This is a genomic window from Actinoplanes sp. NPDC020271 (assembly GCF_044388125.1).
GTDB lineage: Bacteria > Actinomycetota > Actinomycetes > Mycobacteriales > Micromonosporaceae > Actinoplanes.
Window position 1 is genome coordinate 735,058 of sequence record NZ_JBIRWQ010000002.1, and the last position, 24,079, is coordinate 759,136.

General features: G+C 65.8%; 23 protein-coding genes and 2 pseudogenes. 15 read left to right on the top strand and 10 right to left on the bottom strand.

Going from position 1 to position 24,079, the window contains the following annotated elements:
* Positions 1-38 precede the first annotated feature (38 nt).
* Positions 39-332, top strand: a complete 294-nt coding sequence (locus ACH442_RS07110) for a hypothetical protein (protein ID WP_396337026.1) — start codon at positions 39-41, stop codon at positions 330-332.
* Positions 333-614: 282 nt separating this feature from the next.
* Here ACH442_RS07110 and ACH442_RS07115 read toward each other — a convergent pair whose 3' ends face one another.
* Entirely contained in the window at positions 615-863 is a 249-nt protein-coding gene (locus ACH442_RS07115; protein WP_396337027.1) for a hypothetical protein, read from the bottom strand.
* A 67-nt stretch (positions 864-930) separates the two neighbouring features.
* On the opposite strand from ACH442_RS07115, the gene ACH442_RS07120 reads away from it, so the two are divergent.
* From ACH442_RS07120 to ACH442_RS07155, 8 genes and pseudogenes are all read left to right on the top strand, one after another.
* Positions 931-1,293, top strand: coding sequence for a hypothetical protein (locus tag ACH442_RS07120; RefSeq protein WP_396337028.1), 363 nt, complete (start codon positions 931-933; stop codon positions 1,291-1,293).
* Positions 1,294-2,138: 845 nt separating this feature from the next.
* Positions 2,139-2,873, top strand: coding sequence for a TnsA-like heteromeric transposase endonuclease subunit (locus ACH442_RS07125; protein ID WP_396337029.1), 735 nt, complete (start codon positions 2,139-2,141; stop codon positions 2,871-2,873).
* 1 nt (position 2,874) lies between these two features.
* Complete coding sequence (locus tag ACH442_RS07130; protein ID WP_396337030.1) at positions 2,875-4,944, top strand: hypothetical protein; 2,070 nt, start codon at positions 2,875-2,877, stop codon at positions 4,942-4,944.
* 29 nt (positions 4,945-4,973) lie between these two features.
* Entirely contained in the window at positions 4,974-6,065 is a 1,092-nt protein-coding gene (locus tag ACH442_RS07135; protein ID WP_396337031.1) for a TniB family NTP-binding protein, read from the top strand.
* Positions 6,065-6,490, top strand: a pseudogene (locus ACH442_RS07140) (TniQ family protein); the annotation flags it as partial. The gene ACH442_RS07135 and the pseudogene ACH442_RS07140, both read left to right, overlap by 1 nt.
* A 720-nt stretch (positions 6,491-7,210) precedes the next feature.
* Positions 7,211-8,776, top strand: a complete 1,566-nt coding sequence (locus ACH442_RS07145) for a LysR family transcriptional regulator (protein ID WP_396337085.1) — start codon at positions 7,211-7,213, stop codon at positions 8,774-8,776.
* Between the two features lie 450 nt (positions 8,777-9,226).
* Positions 9,227-9,325, top strand: a pseudogene (locus tag ACH442_RS07150) (LysR family transcriptional regulator); the annotation flags it as partial.
* Between the two features lie 81 nt (positions 9,326-9,406).
* The gene (locus ACH442_RS07155; protein WP_396337086.1) at positions 9,407-10,030 is read left to right on the top strand and encodes a LysR substrate-binding domain-containing protein; all 624 of its coding nucleotides are present in this window, start codon (positions 9,407-9,409) and stop codon (positions 10,028-10,030) included.
* 342 nt (positions 10,031-10,372) lie between these two features.
* On the opposite strand, the gene ACH442_RS07160 is transcribed toward ACH442_RS07155, so the two are convergent.
* Entirely contained in the window at positions 10,373-10,978 is a 606-nt protein-coding gene (locus tag ACH442_RS07160; RefSeq protein WP_396337032.1) for a hypothetical protein, read from the bottom strand.
* Positions 10,979-11,042: 64 nt separating this feature from the next.
* Positions 11,043-11,732: a hypothetical protein gene (locus ACH442_RS07165; RefSeq protein WP_396337033.1), complete on the bottom strand. Its 690-nt coding sequence runs from the start codon at positions 11,730-11,732 to the stop codon at positions 11,043-11,045.
* A 166-nt stretch (positions 11,733-11,898) separates the two neighbouring features.
* Here ACH442_RS07165 and ACH442_RS07170 point away from each other — a divergent pair, with 166 nt between their 5' ends.
* Together ACH442_RS07170 and ACH442_RS07175 are read left to right on the top strand one after the other, a co-directional pair.
* Entirely contained in the window at positions 11,899-12,078 is a 180-nt protein-coding gene (locus tag ACH442_RS07170; RefSeq protein WP_396337034.1) for an antitoxin, read from the top strand.
* Positions 12,079-12,306: 228 nt separating this feature from the next.
* Positions 12,307-12,759 (top strand): SRPBCC family protein, encoded by a 453-nt coding sequence (locus ACH442_RS07175; RefSeq protein WP_396337035.1) that lies wholly within the window; start codon positions 12,307-12,309, stop codon positions 12,757-12,759.
* Here the strand turns inward: ACH442_RS07175 and ACH442_RS07180 are convergent.
* The 4 genes from ACH442_RS07180 to ACH442_RS07195 all read right to left on the bottom strand — a co-directional run bounded on the left by ACH442_RS07180 (position 12,749) and on the right by ACH442_RS07195 (position 18,801).
* On the bottom strand, positions 12,749-13,519 hold the full coding sequence (locus ACH442_RS07180; protein WP_396337036.1) for a hypothetical protein: 771 nt from the start codon (positions 13,517-13,519) through the stop codon (positions 12,749-12,751). The two genes, ACH442_RS07175 and ACH442_RS07180, sit on opposite strands and share 11 nt — an antisense overlap.
* 250 nt (positions 13,520-13,769) lie before the next feature.
* The gene (locus tag ACH442_RS07185; RefSeq protein ID WP_396337037.1) at positions 13,770-14,069 is read right to left on the bottom strand and encodes an STAS domain-containing protein; all 300 of its coding nucleotides are present in this window, start codon (positions 14,067-14,069) and stop codon (positions 13,770-13,772) included.
* A complete protein-coding gene (locus ACH442_RS07190) occupies positions 14,066-18,067 on the bottom strand; it encodes a SpoIIE family protein phosphatase (protein WP_396337038.1) in 4,002 nt (1,333 codons plus the stop codon). The genes ACH442_RS07185 and ACH442_RS07190 overlap by 4 nt, the downstream gene beginning before the upstream one ends.
* A gap of 74 nt (positions 18,068-18,141) precedes the next feature.
* Entirely contained in the window at positions 18,142-18,801 is a 660-nt protein-coding gene (locus ACH442_RS07195) for a LacI family DNA-binding transcriptional regulator (protein WP_396337039.1), read from the bottom strand.
* A gap of 535 nt (positions 18,802-19,336) precedes the next feature.
* Between ACH442_RS07195 and ACH442_RS07200 the strand changes: the two genes are divergently transcribed.
* Complete coding sequence (locus tag ACH442_RS07200; RefSeq protein WP_396337040.1) at positions 19,337-19,840, top strand: hypothetical protein; 504 nt, start codon at positions 19,337-19,339, stop codon at positions 19,838-19,840.
* A gap of 107 nt (positions 19,841-19,947) precedes the next feature.
* Here the strand turns inward: ACH442_RS07200 and ACH442_RS07205 are convergent, their stop codons facing one another.
* Both ACH442_RS07205 and ACH442_RS07210 read right to left on the bottom strand, forming a co-directional pair.
* Positions 19,948-20,079 carry a 2Fe-2S iron-sulfur cluster-binding protein gene (locus ACH442_RS07205; protein WP_396337087.1) on the bottom strand — a complete coding sequence of 44 codons (132 nt, stop codon included), beginning with the start codon at positions 20,077-20,079 and terminating at the stop codon, positions 19,948-19,950.
* A gap of 88 nt (positions 20,080-20,167) precedes the next feature.
* Positions 20,168-20,878, bottom strand: coding sequence for a hypothetical protein (locus ACH442_RS07210; RefSeq protein WP_396337041.1), 711 nt, complete (start codon positions 20,876-20,878; stop codon positions 20,168-20,170).
* A gap of 154 nt (positions 20,879-21,032) precedes the next feature.
* On the opposite strand from ACH442_RS07210, the gene ACH442_RS07215 reads away from it, so the two are divergent.
* A complete protein-coding gene (locus tag ACH442_RS07215) occupies positions 21,033-21,359 on the top strand; it encodes a PCC domain-containing protein (RefSeq protein WP_396337042.1) in 327 nt (108 codons plus the stop codon).
* Between the two features lie 429 nt (positions 21,360-21,788).
* Positions 21,789-23,099 (top strand): MATE family efflux transporter, encoded by a 1,311-nt coding sequence (locus ACH442_RS07220; RefSeq protein WP_396337043.1) that lies wholly within the window; start codon positions 21,789-21,791, stop codon positions 23,097-23,099.
* A gap of 116 nt (positions 23,100-23,215) precedes the next feature.
* On the opposite strand, the gene ACH442_RS07225 is transcribed toward ACH442_RS07220, so the two are convergent.
* Complete coding sequence (locus tag ACH442_RS07225; RefSeq protein WP_396337044.1) at positions 23,216-23,548, bottom strand: nuclear transport factor 2 family protein; 333 nt, start codon at positions 23,546-23,548, stop codon at positions 23,216-23,218.
* 99 nt (positions 23,549-23,647) lie between these two features.
* On the opposite strand from ACH442_RS07225, the gene ACH442_RS07230 reads away from it, so the two are divergent.
* Positions 23,648-24,079, top strand: a complete 432-nt coding sequence (locus ACH442_RS07230; protein ID WP_396337045.1) for a PPOX class F420-dependent oxidoreductase — start codon at positions 23,648-23,650, stop codon at positions 24,077-24,079.

Here is a 24,079-nt window from a genome sequence, read left to right on the forward strand (position 1 = left end):
GTCGAGAGGGGCTTTCGCGCCGCAACCAGGGGGAAATCATGGTCGTTGACCGGGATCTAGGCGGAGATTCGTACGTTCACCTGACCGACCGAGACAAACAACTCCTGCGGGCACGGCAGGAGGGCACCTGGAAGCTGTTACCCGGGGAGGCCGAACGGATTGCTGTCGCGGTCGCCGCCGTCGGGCCGTACACCGGACGCACTAAACAGGACGAAGAGGATTACGAGCTGAACGTCCTCGACCAACTGGTGAAGACGCTCCCGGCGAGCCTGGTGCCGGCGGAGCCGTCCATTCGAGTATTCCTCGCGCAGCAGCGGACCAACGTCATCTGACCTGGCCTTGACTCAGCGTGCGGCTGCCGGATGCCCCGGGCAGCGGACTGCCGCTTATCGTGCTGACCGGCGGGACGGCGAGCTACAGATCTTCGTCGGAGGTGGTCTGAAGATCTTGGATCACGTGTCCCGTCCGGACGTTCGTCGAGCAGATCAGCGGGCTGACGAGCCGGTATGCCCGGCGGAGCCCACCGGCAAAAGCAGCGCAGAAAATCTGCGGGCCGCCGACCTTCGGCCGCAGATGTAGATCACTCGCCACCCCGGCTCGTCAGCCTCGCAACGCTAGCGGAGATTCGACCAGATAGCTTTCCTGCCGCCGAGCAGGGCGACCGCTCCACCGACAAGGATCACCGCGGCTGCCGTCTTACGCAGGTCCCACCGGTCGAGGAGAACTTTGTTCCTGCCGTCCACCGCAGTCGCCATCTCCGCGGCCTTCACACGCATCGTGAGGAGCGTGGCCCGGCGCTCCAGTTCGGTCTCCCTCTCCAACTCCCGGTCGATCGCTGCCCCGGTCTCCTTCCAGATGCTCATCACGTCGTCCTGGCCTGCTGTTCGCAGCAAGCGTCGCCGTGTGCAGGCTGCTGAGCGTGCTGGCCGCGTGGGTGATCAGCTGGGCGACCTCGGGGAACTTCTCGGCGATCCTGCGCTGAGTCTCGTCATCCAGGTCTTCGACGAGGTCGAACACATTGCCTTTGGACAGGTGATGCCAGTTGGGGATGCCCAGCATCTGCTTGAGCTTTTCGTCGCGGTCCATGGCCACCTCACCGGCGCAAGAGAAAGTCAGCGCCAGGCAGTGTATCCGCGCAACGCCCATCGCAACGCCCTTGATGCTACGGCGCCGGCCGTCCTGGTCACGCCAGCGCTGACCCACCTGGTCGGCACGTCCGGGATACAGCGAAGGTCCCTCACCCGTCAGGGGGATCGCAGCGGGACTTTGATAGGGGCGGGCACGCGGTCTTAAGTCACCGGTCGGCCAAGCTTCGCGAGTTGCGCGAGAGCTTCCGGACCCGCGCGGAGCCGGGTACTCAGCTCACTGCGGTTGGTGCCTTTGGGAGCTGGGCTATAAGCCGGCGAAGACCTCGATAGCGGGAGTAACACCGTCACGCAATAGTTGCTGTGAGCAGGCGTAACTATGGAGTGAGGGCTGTTGCTCACGGGGTGACAGTAGGAGTGACACCCTTACGCAACAGCCGCTTTTATCGGCGTAACAGTGGGAGTGACAGCTTCACGTAACAGTCACTTCTAACAGCGTGACAGTGGGGTGGCACCATCACGTAACAGTTGCTGTGAGCAGGCAAAACTGTGGATTGATGGTTGTTGCTAACAGCGTGACAGTAGGAGTGACACCCTTACGTAACAGTCACTTCTAACAGCGTGACAGTGGGGTGGCACCATCACGCAACAGTTGCTGTGAGCAGGCGAAACAGTGGGCTGAGGGTTGTTGCTAACAGCGTGACAGTAGGAGAAAAGCCGGCACGGAAACTCACCACCAAAACTGAAACGAACTTGGCGTTACAGCCCGCCGTAACAAGCGAACCCTACGACTCGTAGCTACAACTACGGCGGTTGCTTTATCAGCCGAAAATAGCTAGCGTGACCTCCGCCGCGACGACCTCGTGCCATCGGGCAGCCGAGCCTTCCACGATGTACCAGAACATGCTTAAGGTTGAGGGTTCCAAGTTGTCAAAAGAAGTGTGTCCTTCAGAAGTCGGCGAAGTGAGTGCGCCCGTGCTCACGTTGCGGATGGATCGGGATCAACGTAAATAGCATTAGATCAGTCTCAGTGTCGACCTGCGGAGCTCAGCCGTGACCGTTTATCGAGACGAACCTAAAATCAAGTACCGTCGGGCGGACGGCAAGTACCTGGACACGACCTTAGATCGCGTACAGGTTGCCGAGATTGCCAAAAGTATTCCTGTTCGGGATTTCCGTTCCTATAAAGGGCGCAAGAACTACTCCGGCCTATACTGGTCGTCCAAGATGATGGGCCATGTGGCATATGAGAGTCTCTTGGAGAAGAAGCGGATCCTTCTCGCGGACTTTGACGAGTCTGTCTCCGCTATAGCTGCCCAACCTTTCCTTCTTTGCGGAGAGGACGGCGGCAGAATCCGAAAGCACGTCCCAGACCTAATGCTTGTCACCAAAGGTGGCATTGTAACCGTGGTAGATGTCAAGCCTGCACGCAGGCTTCATGATCCAGAGGTAGTGGCGGTGTTCGGATGGACCGAACGGTTGATCGCCCGTCGAGGCTGGGCATTCGAAATCTGGACCGGTGCAGACGAAATGCTCCTCAAAAACGTTAGATACCTAGCTAGATACGCACGGAGATCCGTCATCCGCACCGAGCTACTGCCAATCGCTGTCGATTTATCAGGCTCGTGTCGAACTATCGGCGAACTTGAGCACGCCCTCAGTAAATACGCGGATATCGGCCTGGCAAGGCCAGCCGTTCTGCACCTGCTATGGACACGGACGCTCCGTGCGCCATTAGATGCGCCGTTGCAGGCCGAAACTCCAATATTTCTCGGCAATAAGGGCTGATATGAGCTACCCGACATTCGACCTAGGCCTGGGGGCCCAGTTCGTGTATGACGGCGATCTCGTAGAGGTCATAGAGATCGACCAGGCGAACGTCCTGATGCGAAGAGTGCGAGACGCAAAGTCGCTACAAGCCACGCTCTCTACTGTTGTCAGGCTGGCCAGCTTTCCCATCAAGTCGACAGCTGGCACCGACTCGGTCAGTATCATGTTTGCATCTCTGACTCCCGAAGAACGCAACAACCTTAGTGAGCTTGCTGGACATATCCGTGAGGTTATAAACGGATACCGTTCAGGTGATGCTAGTCGTGCTGCTCCCGGCGAGCCGAGGCCCGAGTACGCCCCCAGCGTCAACGCGACTGACCGATATAACGCCAAAGCTATCGAGCTGGGTGTCTCATATCGTACGATACTGCGTCATGTTGCGAAGTACCGGGAATCTGGCGAGGCCGGCCTTATCGTTAAGAAACCCGGAAGCGCTTCCAGCGTCGATCCACGATGGATAGCGGCGGCAAAGGCGGCCCTTCGGCGACGTATTTCCGACTCTACGATGACGATCTCAGCGGTACTTTTCGAAGTCGAGAGGGAACTCGAAAAAGATCCTGATTTTAATCACGAATCCTTGCCTTCTCAGTCGACCGCATATAGGCAGATCGCCGAGCTGGCTAAAGGTACCAATGCCTTCAAGGGGAGCGCCAAAGGACGACGGGAGATTGCTGATCGTCCGGAGCTGCCGTATGGCCGTCTGCGGGCGTCAGGGCCTGGAGAATACATCATCATGGATTCTCAGGATCTCGATATATATTGCATGGAACCCGTGACGCATCGCTGGGTGAAGGTAGTCCTCACGGTAGCGCTAGACCTCTGGTCGCGGTGCGTCGTCGGATTGCGGCTCACCCCAGTCTCGGGAAAGGCCATCGATGTAGCTTCGGTATTGTATGAATGCGCAGCTGGCCGCTACCAAGCTACATCGTTGCCGAAGGAGGGAGAGTTTCCGCACCACGGTGTTCCCAAGAACATCGTTTTCACCGAAGTCGTCCAGCCCGAAAGCCTGAAGTGCGCGCCCGAAACTATCGTGATTGACCACGGTAAGGCGTTTATGTCCGATCACGTCATCAGCGTCTGTGTCAAAATGGGAATATCTATTCAGCCGGCGCAACCCCGAACTCCAACAGACAAAGCCACCGTCGAACGATTTTTCCGTACACTTCGCCAAGGTCTCATTCAGTATCTACCCGCGTATAAGGGGCCAGACGTATACTCTCGCGGTGAAAGGGTAGAAGAAAATGCATTCTATTTTTTACACGAGCTTGAGGACTTGATTCGAGGCTGGATTACAACTGTCTACCACGTAGGAAAGCACCGCGGGATTTCAATACCTGAGTGGCCGTCGTTGAGACTATCCCCGCTGGAGATGTGGCATGCCGGGATTGCCAAACAGGGATCATTGAGATTCTTGGCAAATCCGCACTTGGCGCTGGAGTTTCTTCCCGTCTTTCCGAGGACCCTCCAGCACTACGGTGTCGAGATCGGCAAGTTCCGATACAGTGGCGGTTTCCTGCGGGGCCGTGCCAACACTAAAAGCCCCTATGGCGGCAAGCTGGCTGGGAAATGGCCCATCCATCTTAACCCGGACGATATTCGCTTCTGCTGGATCCAAGATCCAGAGAAGAAGACGTGGCATCGCCTGGACTGGGAACACCTGCCGATGCTCAATACTCCCTTCTGCATCGACTCCGCTGCCTACGCCCGCAGACTAGCTGTGGCATCGAACGGGAGTGTCAACGAGAGGGAAGCTCTTAAGCGGCTGCTGGGGAACTTCGAAGCTGGCATAGTTTCCAATCGCGCCGAGCGTCGAATGGCCGTTCGGAGATCGGCAGAATACAAAGCAATACCCGTAGTCATCGACGGTGATTTTGAAGTCGACGAAGGTGAATCGTCTGAGGAGCTGGCATCGTCCTTTCCGGCCATTGCGCTAGGAAGCTCGGACGTATCGATCCTGGGCGACGATGACAACGATGACGACTTTGATGATAACGAGGATGACGAAAAAGAATATGAGATTCTAGATTGAAAACTTCAGCAACGCTAAGGATCTACGACATGTCCAAAAAGGAGGGTTGGCGGCGCTATGTCGATGATACGCCGCGCGTCATGCCTGAAAAACTGACGCGGGCTGCTATTTCTAAACTGGGCGCTGATGCTCTCGTAGATTACAATGAGGATCGAAAGGATTGGCATGCCAATCTTCCGGTGATGGAAACGCCGCAGGTGAAGGCGGGCTTGAAGGAGATTACTACAGTAGTCGATAGCAACCGAAATGATCCGGGGAGGCCGCGCTCAGCAGCCGTTATAGACTCCTTGTCTCAGCTTGGTAAGACGACGCTTGCAGATCATTACGGACGCATCTTTGATCGATTCCAAAGAAGACGTTTTGGAACAGAAACCGTGGTTGGTAATCAAAGACTCCCCGTATTTCGTCTCAGCTTGAGGGAGGGCATGACTACGATAGGTCTAGGCAGGCGCATTTGCAGGTTTTACGGCCATCCTGGCGCCGAGATTGGCGACGGCGATGCGGTCCTTGAACGTGTTAAAGACTGCTTCACGTCGTGTGAAACTCAGCTAGGAATCATTGATGATTTGCACTTTGTGAATCCACGCCACAAGTCTGGCGTGGCTCTCTCGAACTACCTTAAATCTCTTTCGAACGACATTCCTATAACATTCATTTATACTGGCATAGGCTTATATGAGCGCGGCTACTTCGATGAAGGGCTACCTGCAGAGGAAGTTAGCCTTTCCCAGTCAGGGCGGCGGTGGGTGCCCGTATTGTTGCGCCCTTTCGACATTACGAACGACGTCGGCCGTAGAGGCTGGAGTCGGCTCTTGGCAACGATTGAGAAGCAGCTCGTTCTTGCTGATGCGAGGCCTGGGATGCTAAGCGAAATGAGTGACTATTTATTCGCACGAACCACCGGATACATCGGTTCTTTTATGGACCTCATAAAACGAGGCTGCCGCGAAGCGGTCGAACAGAAGCGTGAGTGTCTGACGATGGACCTTCTCGATGAGTGCCCGGTCGACAGCGCCGCCATGAAATCCGAACGGGAGCTCCTCGCAGCCTTCGGTGCTGGCCGGCTGAGTACCCAGGTCCGGCGAGGGAGAGGGGCCCGTAACCGAGTGGAGGCATCCTGATGCGACGTAGTCGTCCATTGCCCGAGTCGCTTCCAACCGGCTTAACCGAAGAAACCCGCGCCTTCCCGATACGGGTTCCCTTGTTTCCGGGAGAGTCCTTGGGCTCCTTCTTGAGCCGATCCGCGCGTCGCAATGGTATTTCCACATTACAGATGACGATCGTGGCCGGTATCCGTCACGGTCGGTCATCGCGGCCCGTTAACAACACCATCGATAGCTTAACTCCAGATGCGCTAAGGAGACTCGAATCCCGGTTCGGTCTTTCTCTAGGCGTGCTCGACCGAGCAGTGCCGAAGGCATACGATAGCCTTCAGTGGCCTCGCGTCCGAGGCAGCAGATACTGTCCCGAATGCCTAGATGGGCATCCGGATTATCCATGGCCCTTATGGTGGCAACTCGCATACTATTTCGCCTGCACAATACATTCCTGTTTGCTCAGCAGCGTGTGCCCCACTTGCGGCAATGAGCCACACCGATTTTGGTCCAAGCATGACGGCCTGATGCCCCTGTACCAATGCAGTTCGAACTCGTCACCGGGCGCAACAGTATGTGCCGGCGACCTTCGTGCATCCCCCGTAGCAAAGCTCGCTGTAGATGACACGCGGCTCATTGCCCAACAATGGATTGCGCATCGGCTCGAACGTCTTCTACCAACCGACATCGCCGACCTACGAGATTTGCATCACTTCTCTCGTCTGCTTTGTATAACTTGGGGAAGGGCCGCGACGCCTCATGCCAAGAAGCCGGATACCGCAGATGTCAGTCGCGGAAATCGTGGATTTCGTGAATATTCGGTTGATGTCGAGCTGACGGCCGCGGCCGCGTCTCACGCCGTAAGGCTTCTGGTTAGTGAGGATAACGCCGATCGCCTACGGCTCGTTGCTCCGATTCTTGGAGCTACCGAGGAAAGGGGCGGTTGGAAGCTGCCAACCATTGTTGCTGAGCGTCGCCTTAGGCCCGTCAGTCCGCATCGCATGGGTCCGATCCTACGCAGCTGTGATCGCACGCTGCGCGCCGTTGACCGCCTAGTGTACCGAACATTCACGAACGAACCGAGCTTGCCCAATAACGAGTCAAGTCGTAGGGCGGCGAGTAGGACGCAGGCGCTGCCGCAAAGGCTGTGGCCTGATTGGATTGTGCGCCTTATGCCCCTTAACGGCGTCAACGCGGACGTCGTAGGAGCGGCCATTCCGCCTGCGATTCTGTTGCCTGGAAATGGAAGTGTGCGGAGTAAATCGGCTCAAAACTTCTTTGGGTGGGGTTTAAAATCTTCCCGCCCCCTAGAGGTGTTGGCCAGCTTTGATGTTGACGTTCTCCGAGCAGTTTGCGCGCTTGCAGATTACATTGACGAGCACGGTAGCCCCATTGACTATGAGCGCCGGCGCGCGATTTTTACTGATGTCGTCTTGAGTCGCACGCAATGGGAGGATATCTGCTTTCGTGCAGAAGAACATCCGGGGCGCGATCAGAAGATTTCGTATGCGCGTCGCTTTGTATTTCAACTTTTGACCGGCGCAGACCTGCGCGACCCGTCTCATTCTCTTGCTTTTACCTCCATTACTGACAAAAGTCTATACTTGCAACGGTTCGAGCAGAATCTTTCCTCGTCGCTTCGCATGAGGCTTCGAGAGTTCGCGATGATGCTGCTTTCCCGTCAGGGTATCGATGAGCCGCTCACGTGGTCACCGCCGCCAGACTGCGTGGCTGGCCTGAGAGTTCCGGGAAGACTTGGCGATGTAGCGCCAAGTGCCATCGAGGATGCGATCCGAAAAAGAAATAAAAGCATTTCTGCTGTCGCTAAGGAATACGGCATTACTGCTGAGCATGCTCGTTATCTGCTGCTCCAAACCGATGTGCCGACTAAGCCACCTATAAAGTGGACGCCGTCACTCAGTCGGCAGCGGGCAGACGTCATACTGACACGGGACTTCTTTGAGCTGGAGCATTCCAAGGGTGGCAAGAGTCTGCTTACTTTGATCGCCGAAACGCGATTGCCAAAGTATCTGATCGTCGAGAAGGCGTCGGCTCTCGGATTCGATGTTTGTCGGACACCTGGCCAGTCCGAGAAACATCGGCGTTTGAAGGAGCTCCCGATGATCATAAAATCCATCCTCGAAATGGATCCCGCGGCGGTGGATTTGTTGGCTTGGTTTCAGAAGTGTGTCGAGTACCCTAGCTTTTCGGCCGCAGAAGCTGCGCTCGGCTGCGGCGAAGGGGGACTGGGTCAGAGAATGCGTAAGCTTGAAGCTTTGGCTAAAGAGCCGCTATTTCGGGTAAGTGCAAAGGGCGCCCGAAGTTCGAAGCTCACTGCCGCAGGTGAGCTTTTGGCAGTCGCGGCGCAACGTACGGAGGTAGTCGGCTTCGTCCGTGCTTACTCGCGGGTCCCCGCGTCGTCTTTAGAGCGTCCTGCAGCTCTTGGCGATAGTCTGATTGATAGAGTCCAAGAAATGATTCTGAAATCCCGTCGTTCCGTTATTGGGCTCCAGCGGTTCAGCGCGTGCGTGAATCATGCGACCCTGCGGGATGCTGCTCAGGAACTCGGGCTCACTCTCGGTCGACTCTCTGGACAGATTTCTCGGCTTGAGCGGACCCTGTGTGTTCGTCTCTTTGAGCGTGCCCGCGCTGGAAGGCCTTTAATGCTTACTGAGCAGGGCGACGAGCTGCGGACCTGGCTTCTTGGCCAAGACCTCAACAGACTGGGGTCCCGCTGACCAACTGCCCATTCCGTATGGTCCCCCCGTTGATCTGGGGCTGAACATTTGGCTGGCTTATGTCATAGGCCCGGGCATTTATCCTAGATTTTGTGGAGTGGTCGGAACATACAGTCCGATACTTCTGCGGTGATGCTAGGTTGCGCGGACCTGCGCGGCGCATTAATGCGTTGCTTTGGCTGACGGAACACTTGTCAGTGGCCCATACGCAGGTGTTTGCGATACTTAGCGTGGTTAACTCGCGATTACCTGCTGTGACTGGCTATCGAGCTACTGAAGGTGGCGAACCCGATGTGAGGGATTCGGTTGGGTTGGCGCGGCTTCGCGGGAGGTAGGAAAGTGACACGATCTTGAAGATGGTCGGGTGTCACGATCATGGAAAGCGGGTGTGTCTTCGCAGGTCAAGTCATGGTCAAGTGACATCTCCAATGGTGCCCTACAGCCGCGGCCCTCGGCACCAGCCAGCCGACCCTGTCCCGGCTGCTCTCCCGGGTCGAGACCGAGCTCGGCGCGCGCCTCTTCGAACGCGACGCGAAGGGCGTGCACCCCAACCCGCTCGGCGACGTCGCCCTTCTCGCGGCCAAGGACCTGATCGAGCGGTACGACCGGCTCCGGCGCGACCTCGCCGGCATGCTCGACCCGGACGCCGGCACGGTCCGGCTCGCGTTCCTGGACTCGATGGCCACCTCGCTCGTCCCACGGATCCTGCGCGACCTGCGTGGGCGCTTCCCCCACCTGCGGATCGAGCTGCGTCAGGAGCCGAGCCACGAGATCATGCCCGACCTGGACTCCGGGGTCGCCGAGCTCGCCTTGAACTGGGGGCCGCAGCCGGGGCCGTACGCGTGGCTGCCCCTGCAGACGCAGGCCCTCGCGCTGGTCGTGCCCCCGGGACACCGCCTGGCCGGTCGCCGACGCGCACGCCTGACCGACGTGGCCGGTGAGGACTTCGTGACGATCCCACCCGGGTACGGGTTCCGCCGCCTGATCGACGACCTGTTCGCGGCGGCCGGTGTCACCCCGCGCGTGACCCTGGAGATCGGTGACCTCGCCACCGTGGAGAGCCTGGTCGGTGCCGGGCTCGGGGTCGCGCTGGTGCCGGAACGGTTCGTCGGCGCGTCCGGCACGGTCGGGATGCCGCTGGCCACGCCCGGGGGCGAGCGGGTGGTCGGGCTGACCTGGCGGGCCGACCGGCGCCTGACCCCGGCCGCCGAGCGGTTCCGCGATTTCGTGGCCGAGTCGGCGCCCTACGACTGAACGTGGGCCGAGCCGTGGCCGGCCATTGAAGTTCCTCAGTGGCGTCCGGTGCACCGAGTTGTCCGCGTACGCGAGCGACGAGCACGCGAAACTGTTCCGCGGTGCCACAGCCGGGGAACCGGAGCGAACGCCGGCCGACGGCTGCACCTGCCGTCACCGGGAGCGGGGACCGGCGGCGACGGCGGTCGCCGGACGGGCCGGCACCGGGACCAGGTCGCGGGCCAGGACCGGGGGCCGGCGAGTGCGGTCGAGGGGTGGGCCGGGTCGTACCGGCAAAGGGTTGTCGAAGAAGACGACGAGCTGAGGCCCGGCACCGGTGAGCCAGTGCCGGGCCGCTACTCACTACGCCGGGTTCATCGACACCGGGGCGACCCGGGCCCACTCGACCGTGGCGCGGTGCGCGAACCGGTAGACGTCCGAGTCGGTCACCGTCCGGCCGTACGCGTGCTCGTGGGCGTGCGCCTCGGCGGTCATCACCAGCCGGATCACGTCGGCGACCGAACCCGGGTGCTCGCGGCACAACCGGGCCGCCACCGTCAGCTGCCGGTTGCTGACCTTCACCAGGAACTCCGGCATGCCGGCCCGCCACGCCGCCGGGTACACCAGGTAGCCGGCGGGCAGGTTGCCCGGGCCGCCCAGCACGTCCAGGATGCGGATCGGGTCGACCTTGGGTTCCGGGGCGTTGAGACCGGCGTACAGCAGACCGGCGGCGGCGAGCACGACCACCACGGCGATCGCGAGCATCGGGTTACCGGTTCCGGCCGCCAGGATCACGCCGAGAATCATCAGAACGAGACCGCCTCCGAAGAACGCGGTCATGCTGCCGGACTCCGCGTTCCGGCGGTACGCCTGCTCGATGCACTTGTGGATCAGCCCGTTGAGTATCGGGTCGTCGGGTCGCCAGCCGTCGGCGCGAGCCGGCACGCGACGTGGGGCATCCTGCTCCATGTCTCCTCCTTCCGTGGTGGGACTGCCGCGAACATCGGTCCGCGGCCCCACGGGTTGAGGAAACCTAGGCCAGGAGGCACTCCCGCATCTGCTTGCCGGGGTTCCACTGGCCGACGATCCGGCTCACCGCCGGGTCCAGCACGTTCACGCTCTTGTTGCTGCGCATCTGCGTCCGGGCCGGCTGCGGCAGCGGCGGCGGGTCGGACATCTCGCCGCGCAGGGCGGTCGCCGCGGTGATCAGGTTGACGGCCAGGGTCGCGCCGTTCACGTCGACCAGCACCCGCCCGTACTCCCAGCCGGCCAGGGTGAGGTCCAGCACCTCGAACATGTGCGAGAGCATCGGCAACGGGTCGACGACCTGCACGGCCACGGCGGCCTGGGCGCCGACCACGTTGACGGCGGCGGCGACATGCACGTACGGATGAATGCCGCTCGGCGTCGCGAACAGCGGCGACCTGATGCGCTTGCCCGCGCTCTCCCACAACTCGCGGTAGTTGCGCCGGTCGGCGGTCATGCCCAGCGCCGCACTCTGCTGAGCGAAGTTCGCGAAAGCCGCGTCGGCGAACTCGCGCAGGACGATCGCGGCGACCGTCACCCCGTCCGGGCCCTCCATCACCGCGGCCGCCCGCACGGCCTGATCGGCGAGCTTGCCGAACCCGTGCGGCCCGAACTGCCGGAGCTCGCGCAGGAGCTCCTGCTGCCGGGCGGGATCAAGCTCAACCCGTTTTTTACCGAGCCCTCGCAGCCAGCGCATGTCGCCTCGTCTCCACACCGCGTGCCGAACCGTCGCAAATGCTAGAGGGCGACGATGCGGCCGTTTCTGTCACCCTTCTTATTGCGTACGCCATCAACGGCGCGTCCGCTCGCAGCCACGCGGCGTGCGTGTTTGGCTCGATCAACACCACCGAGGGAGTAACCACATGAGTTTCCTGGACAAGGCCAAGGATTTCATCGACAAGCACGACGAGCAGGTCGACAAGGCCCTCGACAAGGTCGGCGAGCAGATCGACGACCGGACCGGCGGCAAGTACACGACCCACATCGACAAGGCGGTCGACGAGGCTCAGCGTCGCACCGGTGACGGCGACACCCAACCCTGAGATCAACCCCCTTCGCCCGTACGTCGTGCGCCCGCACCCGCCCGCAGCAGACCCACGGCCCGGACCCGTTGCCACGCCGCGAGGGGCCTGCGGACGGGTGGCGAGCCGGGGTGGGCCAGGGATCGGCACGGGGGTCACCAGGGGCCGGCACGGGCTCGAAGGGGAGGGGTCACCGGGCAGTCTTCTCGTTGTCAGCGAGAGCACGGCCCGACCGACAGGGAGCCAGCAATGTCCACCATCCACTTCACCGAGATCAGCACCGCCACCCCGGAGCAGCTCCTGGCCGGCATCACCGACTTCGGCCCGGGCCGCCAGGAACTCTTCGCGAACAGCTCGGACGCCGGGCTGACCGTCCACGCGACCGGCCCGGACTGGGCGGACGTCACCGAGGGCGGTGGCGGCGTCTGGGAGCGGCTGCGCTACGACTGGTCGAACCCGCGCCGGATCGTCATGACGACCACCGACTCGAACCTGTGGGGCGGCGCGTCCGGTCACGTCTACACGCTCACCCCGCAGCCCGACGGCACCACCCGCCTGGACGCCGAGGTGATCCGCGAGGGCAAGAACGTCAAGGGCAAGGTGACCGGCGCGCTGCTCGGCTCGGTCGCGAAGGGCGCGCTCGGCAAGGCCCTGCACAACACCGTGAAGGCGATCGAGACCCGGCACGCGGTCACGAGCTGAGGGCGCCGCCCGTGCACTGCCGGGTGAGCACGGGTGTCCGGGTCCGGCGGACCGGGCCGTGGCGCGTGTGCTCCCCGTGACAGAGGCCACCCCGGACAGCGACGGGGATGCCGGCGAGGGCGTCCCGGCCGAGGGCGGCCAGCCGGGGTGCTCGGCGGGCGTCGTGGCTTGCGGGGGCGATGATCACCGCGTACCGGAAAGCAATGGTCTGATCGGATCTCAGGGTGCGTGTCCCGGTGTCGAAGGGCGCCGGGCTCAGGCCGGCCGACCAGCGCGGGGGATGCGCGAGGTTGGCGCTGTCGTCGACGACGACCACGGTGCCGCCGGCGAGACGGGCCGCCTGCCACTCCGAGCGGGCGGCGGACGGTGCCGCGACCACCCGGAGGGACAGCGACGGGCCGGCCAGCGGCAGAGCGCGGCCCGAGACATTGGTGACCGTGTTCTCGAAGAGCAGCAGCCAGGTGTCGTCGCCGGTCAGCACCGCGGTCAGCGAACGCCACTCGTCGACGGCGGGCCAGCGCAACCGGTGCCCGATCGTCGCGGTGGACGTGGTCGCGGAGAGCTCGGTGAGTGCCCGGTGGGTGGCGGCGCCGGGCTCGGCGTGCGGCGGGGACCAGGCGATCGTGCCGCGCACGGCGACACCGGCGCGAGTTCGCAGCTCGGTGGCGTGCGGGCGGGGAGCGCCGAAGTCGTACCGGAAAAGGGTGGTGTCGCCGGAGGTGACCGTGACCGACCGGCCTGCCGTGAGGGTCGCGCGCATCCGGGTCATGCGGCCGGGGGCCGTCCGGAGATCTGGGGTGGCACGCGTCTCCTCCTCGCAGGTCCGGCTCATTGTGGAGCGCACAAATTCCGACGCGTTCACTCACGAACAGTCAGAGTCAACCCTGGCTATCGGGGCGCGTCAAGGCCGCCCGCGGTATCGGGTGGGTAACGAGGGCGCGGGGGAGTGCGATCAAAAGGTCACCCGAAGTAACTGTTCGTCATCCGAACAAGAACGAACAAGTCGCCGGTCAGAGCGTCCGTACAGTGGTCAGGTCGGCCAGACCGGAAACGGTCAGCAGCGGAGCCAGCAGCGGCCCGATGACCACCTCGATCCGCTCCGCCTGGTGGAACAGGGCGGCCAGACCGGCGCTGTCCAGGTACTCCACCGCGGTCAGGTCCACCACCAGTGGCCGGCCCGCCGACGGCACCGCCTCGACCAGCGCGGCCGCGAACGTCTCGGCGTTGCTCATGTCGATCTCGCCGGCCGCGGTCAGCACAGCGGCGCCGTCGGGGTCCCGGCTCGTGGTCAGCGTGAGCGCCGTGGTCATGACGCGATCCTCGTCTGCATGTCGATGATGGTGCCGGTGGTGCCGGTGGTGATGGTGACCTCGCCCATGAAAGCTCGCATCAGCATGATGCCGCGACCCCGGTGCGGGTTGTCGCCCGGCCGGGGGATCCGCCAGCGGCCGCTGTCGGTGACGACCAGGCGCAGCGCGTCCGCGGTCGCCGCCGCGCGCAGCCGGATCAGCCCGCCGGTCACGTCGCGGTTGCCGTGCTCGATCGCATTGGCGCACGCCTCACCCGCCGCGACCAGCACGTTCTGCACGGTGACCGGGTCCACGCCGCAGCGTTCCAGCCAGCCGCGCAGGGCGCTGCGGACCGGGGCCAGCCGCGTCGACTCGGCCGGGAACTCCAGCTCCAGCGGCCCCGGCTGGCGGTAGAGCAACAGCGCCACGTCGTCGTCGTATCCGCCCGCCGGCGCGAGACGTTCCATCACCTCGGTGGCGAGATCCTCGACCGGGGTACGCCGTCCCGACCGCACCGCCGTCACCGCCGCGGCGATGCCCGTGGTCAGCGGCTGCCGGCGTCGTTCGACCAGCCCGTCGGTGTAGAGCAGCAGCGTGGTCCGTGGCGGCAGGTCATAGGTCGCCTCGTGCCGCGGCTCGTCCGGCCGGATCGCGATCGGCCGCGAGCGGCCCTGTTCGAGCAGGTGCGTGGACCCGTCGGCGAGCGCCACGATGGGTGGTGGGTGACCGGCCGCCGAGTAACGCAGGTGCCCGTTCGCCGGGTCGAGCACGCCGCAGAACACGGTCGCGCAGCTCGCGCCGGGCAGCAGCGCGGCGAACCGGTCCAGGGCGGCGAGGGCCCGGGCCGGGCTCGACTCCTGCAGCAGCACCGCGCGGCAGGCCGAGCGCAGCTGACCCATCACCGTCGCCGCCTGCAGGCCGTGGCCGACGCAGTCGCCGACCACGATGCCGATCCGGCCGTCGGGCAACGGGATCGTGTCGTACCAGTCGCCGCCGACCTTCAGTGGGCGGGTCGCCGGCTCGTACCGGACCGCGAAACCGGCCGGCAACTGGGCCGGGCCGAGGATCGCGCGCTGCAGGGCCAGGGCGGTCTCCCGCTGCTGGTCGATCCGGTGCACCCGGCGCAGCCCCTGCCCGAGGTGCCCGGCGAGCAGCGCCAGCAGCGTCTGGTCCTGCTCGGTGAACGGGCGCCGCGAGCTCGGCTCGACCCACAGCACCATGGTGCCCCGCGGGTGTTCCAGCGCGATGCCACTCCCGTGCGGGGTCAGCAGCGGGCGGTCGCGCAGCGCCAGCAACTGCTCCTGGGGAAGGCTCGCCCAGGTCAGAGCCGGGTCGGTGGCGGTCAGGGCGGGCGTCGCGTCATCCTCGAAGAGCAGGGCGAAAACGTACGACGCCTGCCACAGCTCCCGCAACTCGTCGAGCGCCCCGCCGAGCGCGTCCCCGAGGTCCTCCGCGTCGGACAGGCGCAGGCTCAGCGCGGCGACCGCGGTCTCCCGCTGACTCGCGTAGTACTCGTCGGTCACGTCCCGGAACGTCCCTACGATCACCTGGCGCCCGCTCTCCGGGTCGCGTACGTGGTTGAACGCGGCCGCGACCCACAACTGGTGGCCGTCGCGGTGCCGGACCGGAGCCGTGAAGTGACCGTGCCGCTGCTCCACGAGCTGATCGAAACCAGCCTGCACCTGGCTGAACGCTTCGGCGTCAGTGGACGGATCCGGCCACCACGGCTGGACCGCGGGGTACGGGAGATCCTCCGGTCCGTATCCCAGAGCTTCGGTGAACGCCGCGTTGATCTCGATGACGGCGCCCTGGTCGTCGCAGACGAAGAACGCCTCCTGCAGCGAGTCGACCAGCGCCGTCCGCCACCGCGCGTGATGGTTGCGCAGGCGGGCCAGCTCGACGTTGGCCCGGACCCGGGCCAGCAGCTCGGCCGCCGAGAACGGCTTGAACAGGTAGTCGTCGGCGCCCGCCTCCAGGCCCTCGATCGACGCCTCCTCGCCGGCGCGCGCGGAGAGCAGCAGCGCCGGCACCCCGGCCGTGCGGGTGTCCCCGCGCAGTGCGGCGACCAGCTCGAGGCCGGTCATCCGGGGCATCATCACGTCGCTGACCACGAGATCGGGCGCGTGCGCGCGAACCGCTTCGAGCGCCCGGCGGCCGTCGCCGACCGCGGTCACCCGGTGCCCGGCCGAGCGCAGCAGCCGGGTCAGGTAGTCGCGCATGTCCGCGTTGTCGTCGGCGACCAGGACGTCGGCCGCGTTCCCGGCGAACTGGGCCGGCGCCTCCGCCTCGACCGGGTCGTCACCGGGCAGCCAGCGGGCGGCCTCGGCCAGGAACGGCTCGGCGGTCGCCGACACCGACGTGATCTCCCGGGCCGGGACCACCGCGTCGGCGGGCAGATGCGCGGCGCCGAACGGCAGCCGGATCGTGAACGTGGTGCCCCGGCCCGGCGTGCTGTCCGCGGTGACCGTGCCGCGGTGCAGCCCGATCAGCTCCTTCACCATGGCCAGGCCGATGCCGCTGCCCTCGTTGGAGCGCGACCGCGCGTTGTCGATCCGGTGGAAGCGCTCGAACAGCCGCGGCATCTCCTCGGCCGCGACCCCGATGCCGCTGTCGGCGACCGTGACCACGGCGAACCCGTCCTCGGCGCGCACGGCGACCCGGATCGAGCCGTCGAAGGTGAACTTCAGCGCGTTGCTGAGCAGGTTGAGGACGACCTTCTCCCACATGCCGCGGTCGACCAGCACCGGCTCGGGCAGCGGCGGGCAGTCCACCTCGAAGACCAGACCGGCCCGCTCGACCGCGGACCGGAACACGCTGGCCAGCTCGCCCGTGGTGGCGGCCAGGTCGACCGGCTCGTAGCGGGCCTGCATCCGGCCGGCCTCCAGCCGGGAGAAGTCCAGCAGCGCGTTGACCAGCTTGCCGAGCCGCAGCCCGTTGCGGTGCATCACCTCGAGTTCGTCGCGGATCTCCTGATCGGCGTCGTCGAGGCGGGTGCGCAGCTCGTCCAGCGGGCCCATGATCAGCGTCAGCGGGGTACGGAACTCGTGGCTGATGTTGGAGAAGAACGTGGTCTTGGCCCGGTCCAGCTCGGCGAGCTCCTCGGCCCGCCGCTCCTGGGCCTGGTAACTGCGGGCGCCGGCGAGCCCGGCGGCGATGTGACCGGCGGTCAGCTCGACGAAACCGCGGTAGGCGTCGCTCAGCGGGCGGTAGCGGTTCAGGGCGGCGACGAAGAAGCCGTCCGAGGCGAGCGGCACCACCAGCGCCTGCCGTGGCGGATCCGGCCAGTCCCCGGCCGGCAGGTCCGTTCCGGTCAGGTCCACCACACCTTCCCGGCCGTCGAACGTGGCGGCCAGCGGATGGTCCGCCTCGATGCCGGTGGCCGAACGCACCCGGGGGCGGCCGTCCTCGTCGTACAGGTAGGTCAGGGTGAACGGCAGGTCACGCCGGTTCTTCTCGAGCTGCCGCGCGGCGAACGCGAGGGTCTCCCGCTCGGTGCGGATCACGCTCGGGTCGGAGCCGAGGTCCCGCAGCGTCGCCATCCGCCGCTCGGCGATCACCCGGTCGGTCTCCTCGCTGACCACGCAGAGCATGCCGACCAGGACACCGTCGTCGTCGCGCAGCGGGCTGTAGGAGAACGTGTGGTAGCTCTCCTCCGAGTAGCCGGAGCGCTCCAGGAACAGCAACAGACTCTGATCCCAGGTGGCCTGACCGGTGTCGAGCACATTCCGGATCCGTGGCCCGATGTCGTTCCAGATCTCCGCCCACACCTCGCTCGCCGGCCGGCCCAGCGCCCGCGGGTACTTATCACCCAGGGTGTCCCGGCGGTAGGCGGCGTTGCAGAAGAACGTCAGCTCCGGGCCCCACGCCATCCACATCGAGAACCGCGACGACAGCAGGATGCTGACCGCTGTCCGGAGGCTCTGCGGCCAGCCCTCCGGCGGCCCGAGGGGCGTGGCCTCCCAGTCGACCGCGGCCAGGTCGCGGCCGACCTCGGCGTCCGCGGTGAAGACGTCGTTCACGGTACGAATATCTCCTCACCGGCCCAGATCGCACTCAAGATACGCACCCGCCACTACCCACTCCCACCGCGGTCCTACCCCGGGACGGCAGTGGTACCGCGCACCACCAGGCGGGGAGCGACGACCGTCTCTCGCTCACCGACCGGTGTGCCCCCGGCCCGTTGCACCGCACGGGTGATCGCGTGGCCGGCCATCGCGGTCACGTCCTGCGCGATCGTGGTGAGGCCGAGGTGGCCGAGACGGCTGAACGAACTGTCGTCGTAACCGACCACACTCAGCTCACCCGGCACCTTCCGCCCGTGCCCGCGCACCACGTCGAGCAGCCCGGTGGCCGCCAGATCGTTGAACACGGTCACCGCCGTCGGCGGATCCTCCAGCAGGCCCGCCGCGGCACGAGCGCCCTCTTCCTCTCCAGAACCACCGGAAATTATGCGTACGTGTTCCGCCGGCCCGTGCCTGCGCATCGCCTCCTGATAGCCGCGCCGTCGTTCCGCCGCGTCGTAGAGCCCGGTCAGCACGTCCACGTGGAACGGGTGCCGCACGTCGGACGTCACGCCGAGCAGCTGGCTGCGGCCGCTGCGCAGGAGCCGGGCGCGCGTGTCGGGCCGGTAGCCGAGGCGGCGGGCGACCTCCAGGACGCGTTCGCGGGTGGCGGCTCCGGCGCCGGGCGCGCCGCGCATCACGATCGAGACGAGCGCGACCGACACGCCCGCCTCGGCGGCCACGTCGGGCATGGGCCTGCTCCCCGAGATCGCCCAGGATCTACCTCCTTCGCAGTACGCGGTGTCGCCGCCCGACGCGGTCGCCCGCGCGGGGTGGATGATCACGACGTACGCGCTCGGGGTCGTCGCCGGGGCACCGACCATCGCCGCATTGACCGCCCGCGTCCCGCGCCGGCACCCGGTCCTCGGCCTGCTCGCCCTGATGGCCGCCGGAACGCGTCGTCCGCGAGCCGGGCCCGTTCGTCTCCACCGGGCGCGGGCCGAACCGCCGGTCCCGCAGCCCGCCGTGGCTGGCTCGCGTGCCGGTTCGCGCGAGGTCCGCATCGGCCCGGGCATGCGGCGCGGCTCGCGCTCGCGGCTGGTCCGCACCGTGGTTGTTCGTGCCTCACGACCACGGTGCGCCACAGCCGGAAGGCGAGAACCACGCTGCTGCCGGTCCTGGGATCGGCTCACGTGGCGAGGTGCGGGTTGACGGTGAGGTGACGGGTGGGATCTTACGGTTCGGGGCATGGGGTTTCTGGTGCGGAAAAATGACATGTCTCGAAAAATGCTTACTTCACTGCTTCTGGTCCTCGCGATCACCGGCTGCCACAAGGCCGAGGAACCGGGTGTGGCCACGGCCAACCCCAGCGCGACAGCGGCCGGCGCCGCGACCGCCGAGAACCGCGACCCGCTCGCCTACTCCCGGTGCATGCGTGACCAGGGGCTGACCTGGTTCCCCGACCCGGACCCGCAGGGCGGGCTGACCGTGCACAACCCCGACGGCGTCGACCAGAAGAAGGTCGAAGCGGCCGAACAGGCGTGCCGCAAGTACGCGCCGTGGGAGGGCAAGAGCGACCCGATGCCCGCCGACGACCTGGCGAAGCTCCGCGACGTCGCCCAGTGCATGCGGGACCACGGGCTGACGAACTGGCCCGATCCCGACGCTGACGGCAGCACCGCCATCGACGCGAAGAAGCTCGGCATCGAACCCGGCGACCCCAAGGTGACCGCGGCGCAGAAGGAGTGCCATAAACTCGCGCCGACACCCAAGGGCAAGCCGGCGGGGTGAGCTGTCACGGGCCTGTCCGAAGCCGAGCACCGGGCGCTTGCCGACTGCGGGACAACCGGAGGAACATCGTGTCGTTCGAGGCCCGCTCCTCCGGCGTCAGCAGGTGATCACGAGGCTCGGCCCGGCCTCGACGAACGGGTCTCGCAGCGGCCGCAGGTGCCCTCGCGGCACGAGAACGACACGTTCACCCCGGCGTCGTCGGCGCCCCCCAGGAGCGACCTGCCGGCCGGCCCGGTCAGCGTGAGACCGTTTACGTACCCGCTTCACCTGGAGAACTCTCGTCCACGCCCCCGGTCTCACCAAGATCACCCCGCCGCGGGCGCACCCTCAGCCTGCGGTTCTCAGCTCGGCGCCGTTGAGCGTGATGTACCAGTCCGAGTCGGTGAAGTTCGCGCTGGTCTCCGGGCCGATGTAGGCGTCGATGTGCTTCCGGCCGCCGAGACCCGGGGTGAACTCGTCGGAGATCTTCCAGGCGCCGTCCCGCAGCGCGGCGCAGACGGCTTCCTGCGGGGCGGAACCGTCGTCCTGCGTGCCGCACGCGGTGATCGTGAAGCCGGTGCCCTGCGGCAGCACGTCCGGGTCGGCGGCGGCCGAGACGAACGCGGTGAGACGCTCGCCGTCGCTGGTGCGCGGCTCCGAGTCGAGCCAGAAACCGATGTCGTACGACCAGTTCAGGTACTGCCCCGACGACGTGCGACCGGTACCCTCGTCCTTCACCGCGTCGACGAAGTCCGACGGGTAGGAGCCCAGATCGTCCCGCCCGTCCTTGCAGTCCAGCTTCGCGCACCCGGTGACCGGGGTGTCCGCGCCGTCGTGAAAATCCTCGACCGCCGTGTAGTAGACGGTGATCTCCCAGCCGCTGCTGGTGTTCTTCGATACCGCGGTCGTGCGAGTCGCTGTCGCTGTCGCCGTAGCTGTTCCCGAGGCCGCCGGTGCCGCGCTGCTGACCGCCGGGCCGGGCTCGGCGACCGGCTCGTCCGTGCCGCAGCCGGCCACCGCGGCGACGAGGAGGACGGCGAGCACGGGACCGGTGCGCATCCCGTGAGCATCCCAAGTTTCCGGCCACGGCCTGATCACTTCCGGCAATAGGGGTGGACGCGGGCCGGTGTGGTTGGCGCCGCGCAGCGGAATCTCCTCGCTCGTGCCGTCATGATGGTCCCGGGGGACGACATTCCGGAGGTACGTGATGCGGATGATCACCGTGAACCGCGGGGAGGAGGTCCTCGACGTCGTCCAGGCGGCCGTGACCACCACCGGGACCGTCACCGGCGCGATCACGCTGATCGGGGCGGTCGAGCACGCCACGGTGTCGGTGATGCGCACGGACGACGCCCTGACGGACCTGATCCGCTCCTACGACCAGCCGTTCGAGCTGACCGGCACCGGCGAGGTCGTCGACGGCCGGGTCCACGTGCACGTCACCCTCGCGGGCGAGGACGTGGTCGTCGCCGGTCACCTGCACCGGGCGGTGGTCGGTGACTTCTTCGTCCGGGCCTACCTCACCCCGGTCACCGAGTGACGGCCGTGGACCGGGCGCTGCACGCCTGACTCATCGAACAGCGGAGGTACGACCGGCGGGAGTCCCGGCGTGGCCGCCGGCACGCTTACACCTCGCGCGTTCCGCGCCGGACCGCCCTGCTGGTGGAGAAGACGGCGGCCGGGTAGCGAGGCCGGACGGCGCCGGCTGTGCCGGGTGCGGGTGCCGCGGCTCTTCTCGCCGGGGTCCGGACCTCGCGCGAATCAGGGCTTGACTCTCACACCGTGTCAGGCCGAAACGTACGAGCACGACGCGCGCTGTCGAAAGCTCGGCCGGCCGGCCCGGCCGTCGATGCGCGGTCCGGTGTGCCGGCCCGGACTCCAGCAACCGCCGGGCTGGGCGGGCCGGGGACAGCCTGCCGCTGCTGACGGGCCGCACGACGGAGACGGCAGCCGAGAAGGGATCAATTTCTTGATCGACGAAGAAGATCTCACCGTCGCCGGAAAGACATCGTTGGTCGTGCCGGCGATGCGTTCTTCCGCGTCCATTCTGGTGGGGCTGCTGGCCGGCCTGGTGCTGCAGATCTTCACCCTGACTTTCCTGGGCCGGCTGGGCGAGGACGCGCTCTACGTACGTGCGATATATACCCCGATCGGATTTCTGATCCTGGCCGTCACCGAAGGGCTCGTGGTCGCCACACAGGTATCAGCGGGAATCGCGACGCGCGCCGGGCGGCGCGACACCCTCCGGCCGTTGCCGACCTTCCTGGTGCTGGGCACCGGCGCGTTGATCCTCACCGCCGGGGTGTTCGCCGCCGCGGCGACCCCGATCCTGAACGCGCTCGAGGTCGATCCGGCGGACCGCGGGGCGGTGCTGATCTTCGTGGTCGCGGTCTGTCTGGCTACCGTCGTGAGTCTGGTGCCGCTGGCCGGGGGCGCGGTGCTGCGAGGCATGGGGCGCACGGTCGCATCGTCGGTCCTCTCGGCCGGATTCACGTGCATGTCCATCGGGGCCATGGTGGTGCTGCGGGCCCGGACCGGCCTGGGCATGCTCGCGGTGCCGGGCGGCACGTTGATAGCCGGCGCGGTCACCGGCGCCGCGTCCGGGTGGCTGCTGCGCGGGCACACAGCCGCCGGTCCCTGGTTCCGGCGGGACGCGGCGGCGGAACTGTGGATGCTCGGAGCACCGGTGGCGGTCACCTTCCTGATGCTGTCCTCGGTGAACTTCGGTTACCTGCGGGTGCTCCGCAACGCCACCAGCGCGGACATCGCCGGGTTCAACCTGGGACAGGGTGCGAGCGCCTTCTTCATGGTGGTGGCGATCGCGGTCGGGTCCGGTGCGGCCGTTGTCGCGAATCTGCGACAGGGGGAAGTGCGGCGGCCGATCGACGCGGCCGGCCTGAGCGCCACCGTCCGAATCTCCCTTCCGGCCTACGCGGGGATCGGGATCCTGGCCTTCGTGTTGCGCGATCCGCTGAGCCGGCTGCTCGCCGCGGACGAGGACGTGGCCCGGACGACCGCCGACTACTTCCTGTGGATGGGGCCGACGTACGCGGTCTTCGGCGGGACCCTGGCCGTGCTCACCTACCTGGAACAGGTCGGCCGGGCGCGGACCGCGCTCCTGCTCAACGCCGTCTATTTCGCGGTGCTGTCGGTGGCCGCGTTTCTGCTTCCGCAGCCGGTCGGCAGCGACACGCTGACGAAATTGCTCGCGATCGGCAACGCCGCCGGGTTCCTGACCTGCTGGCAGAGTGCCCGATACCTGATCAACCGTGCTCTGTGAGGGGGCATCCGGCGTCCGGGACGCGCCGCGCTGGTGCGGGCGATCACTGCGGTGCGCCCGTCCACGAGCGAGCGCAGATCGTCGATGAGGACCACCGTCATCCGCCGATTATGACGTCAGCGGATCTCCATGCCGGCCACGAGTTCGCCGTCGAGCCGGTACACGTGCGTGACCGTGGACTCCGCCAGGACCTTCCCGCCGAGGTCACGGACGACCTGCGCGACGGTGACCGCCACCCGCCCGTCCGGCTCGGTCGCGTAGCCGACCGGTGTGACCTCGGGGTCGATCTCCGTCCACTGGCGCCGCCAGTACGCGGCCACCTCGTCGCGGCCGCGGACCGTGCCGCCCTCGAACGCTTTCGGCCAGGTCACGTCGGTCGTCATCCGCTCCAGCACGGCGGGCACGTCCCGCCGGTTGAACGCCGCGTAGATGTCCTCGAACAGTTGCATGGTGCCCAGCCAAGCACTCCGGCCGGGGAACCCGCGCATATCTCTGCGCACGGCAGAACCCGGGGAATACCGGCCCGGAGTAGGGACTTGGCGAAAATTATGACGACCGTATTCGATCCGCACGCGCTGATCGCGGAAAGCCGCCTCGGCATCCTCGCCACGATTCGCAAGGACGGGCGGCCGCAGCTGTCGCCGATCACTCCGTTCTACGACCGGGACGCGGGGACGATCTTCGTCTCGATGACCGAGGGGCGCGCCAAGACCACCAATCTGCGCCGTGATCCGCGCGCGGCCATCGAGGTGACCAGCGCGGACGGGCGCGCCTGGGCGACCGCGGACGGCGACGCGACGCTGATCGGCCCGGGCGGCGACCCGCACGGGCCGGAGGTGGAGGCGCTGGTCGACTACTACCGCCGGGCCGCGGGCGAGCACCCGGACTGGGACGAGTACCGCGCGGTGATGGTCGCCGACCGTCGCGTGCTGCTGGCGCTCAAGGTGACCCACGTCTACGGCCAGAATCTGAACTTCTGA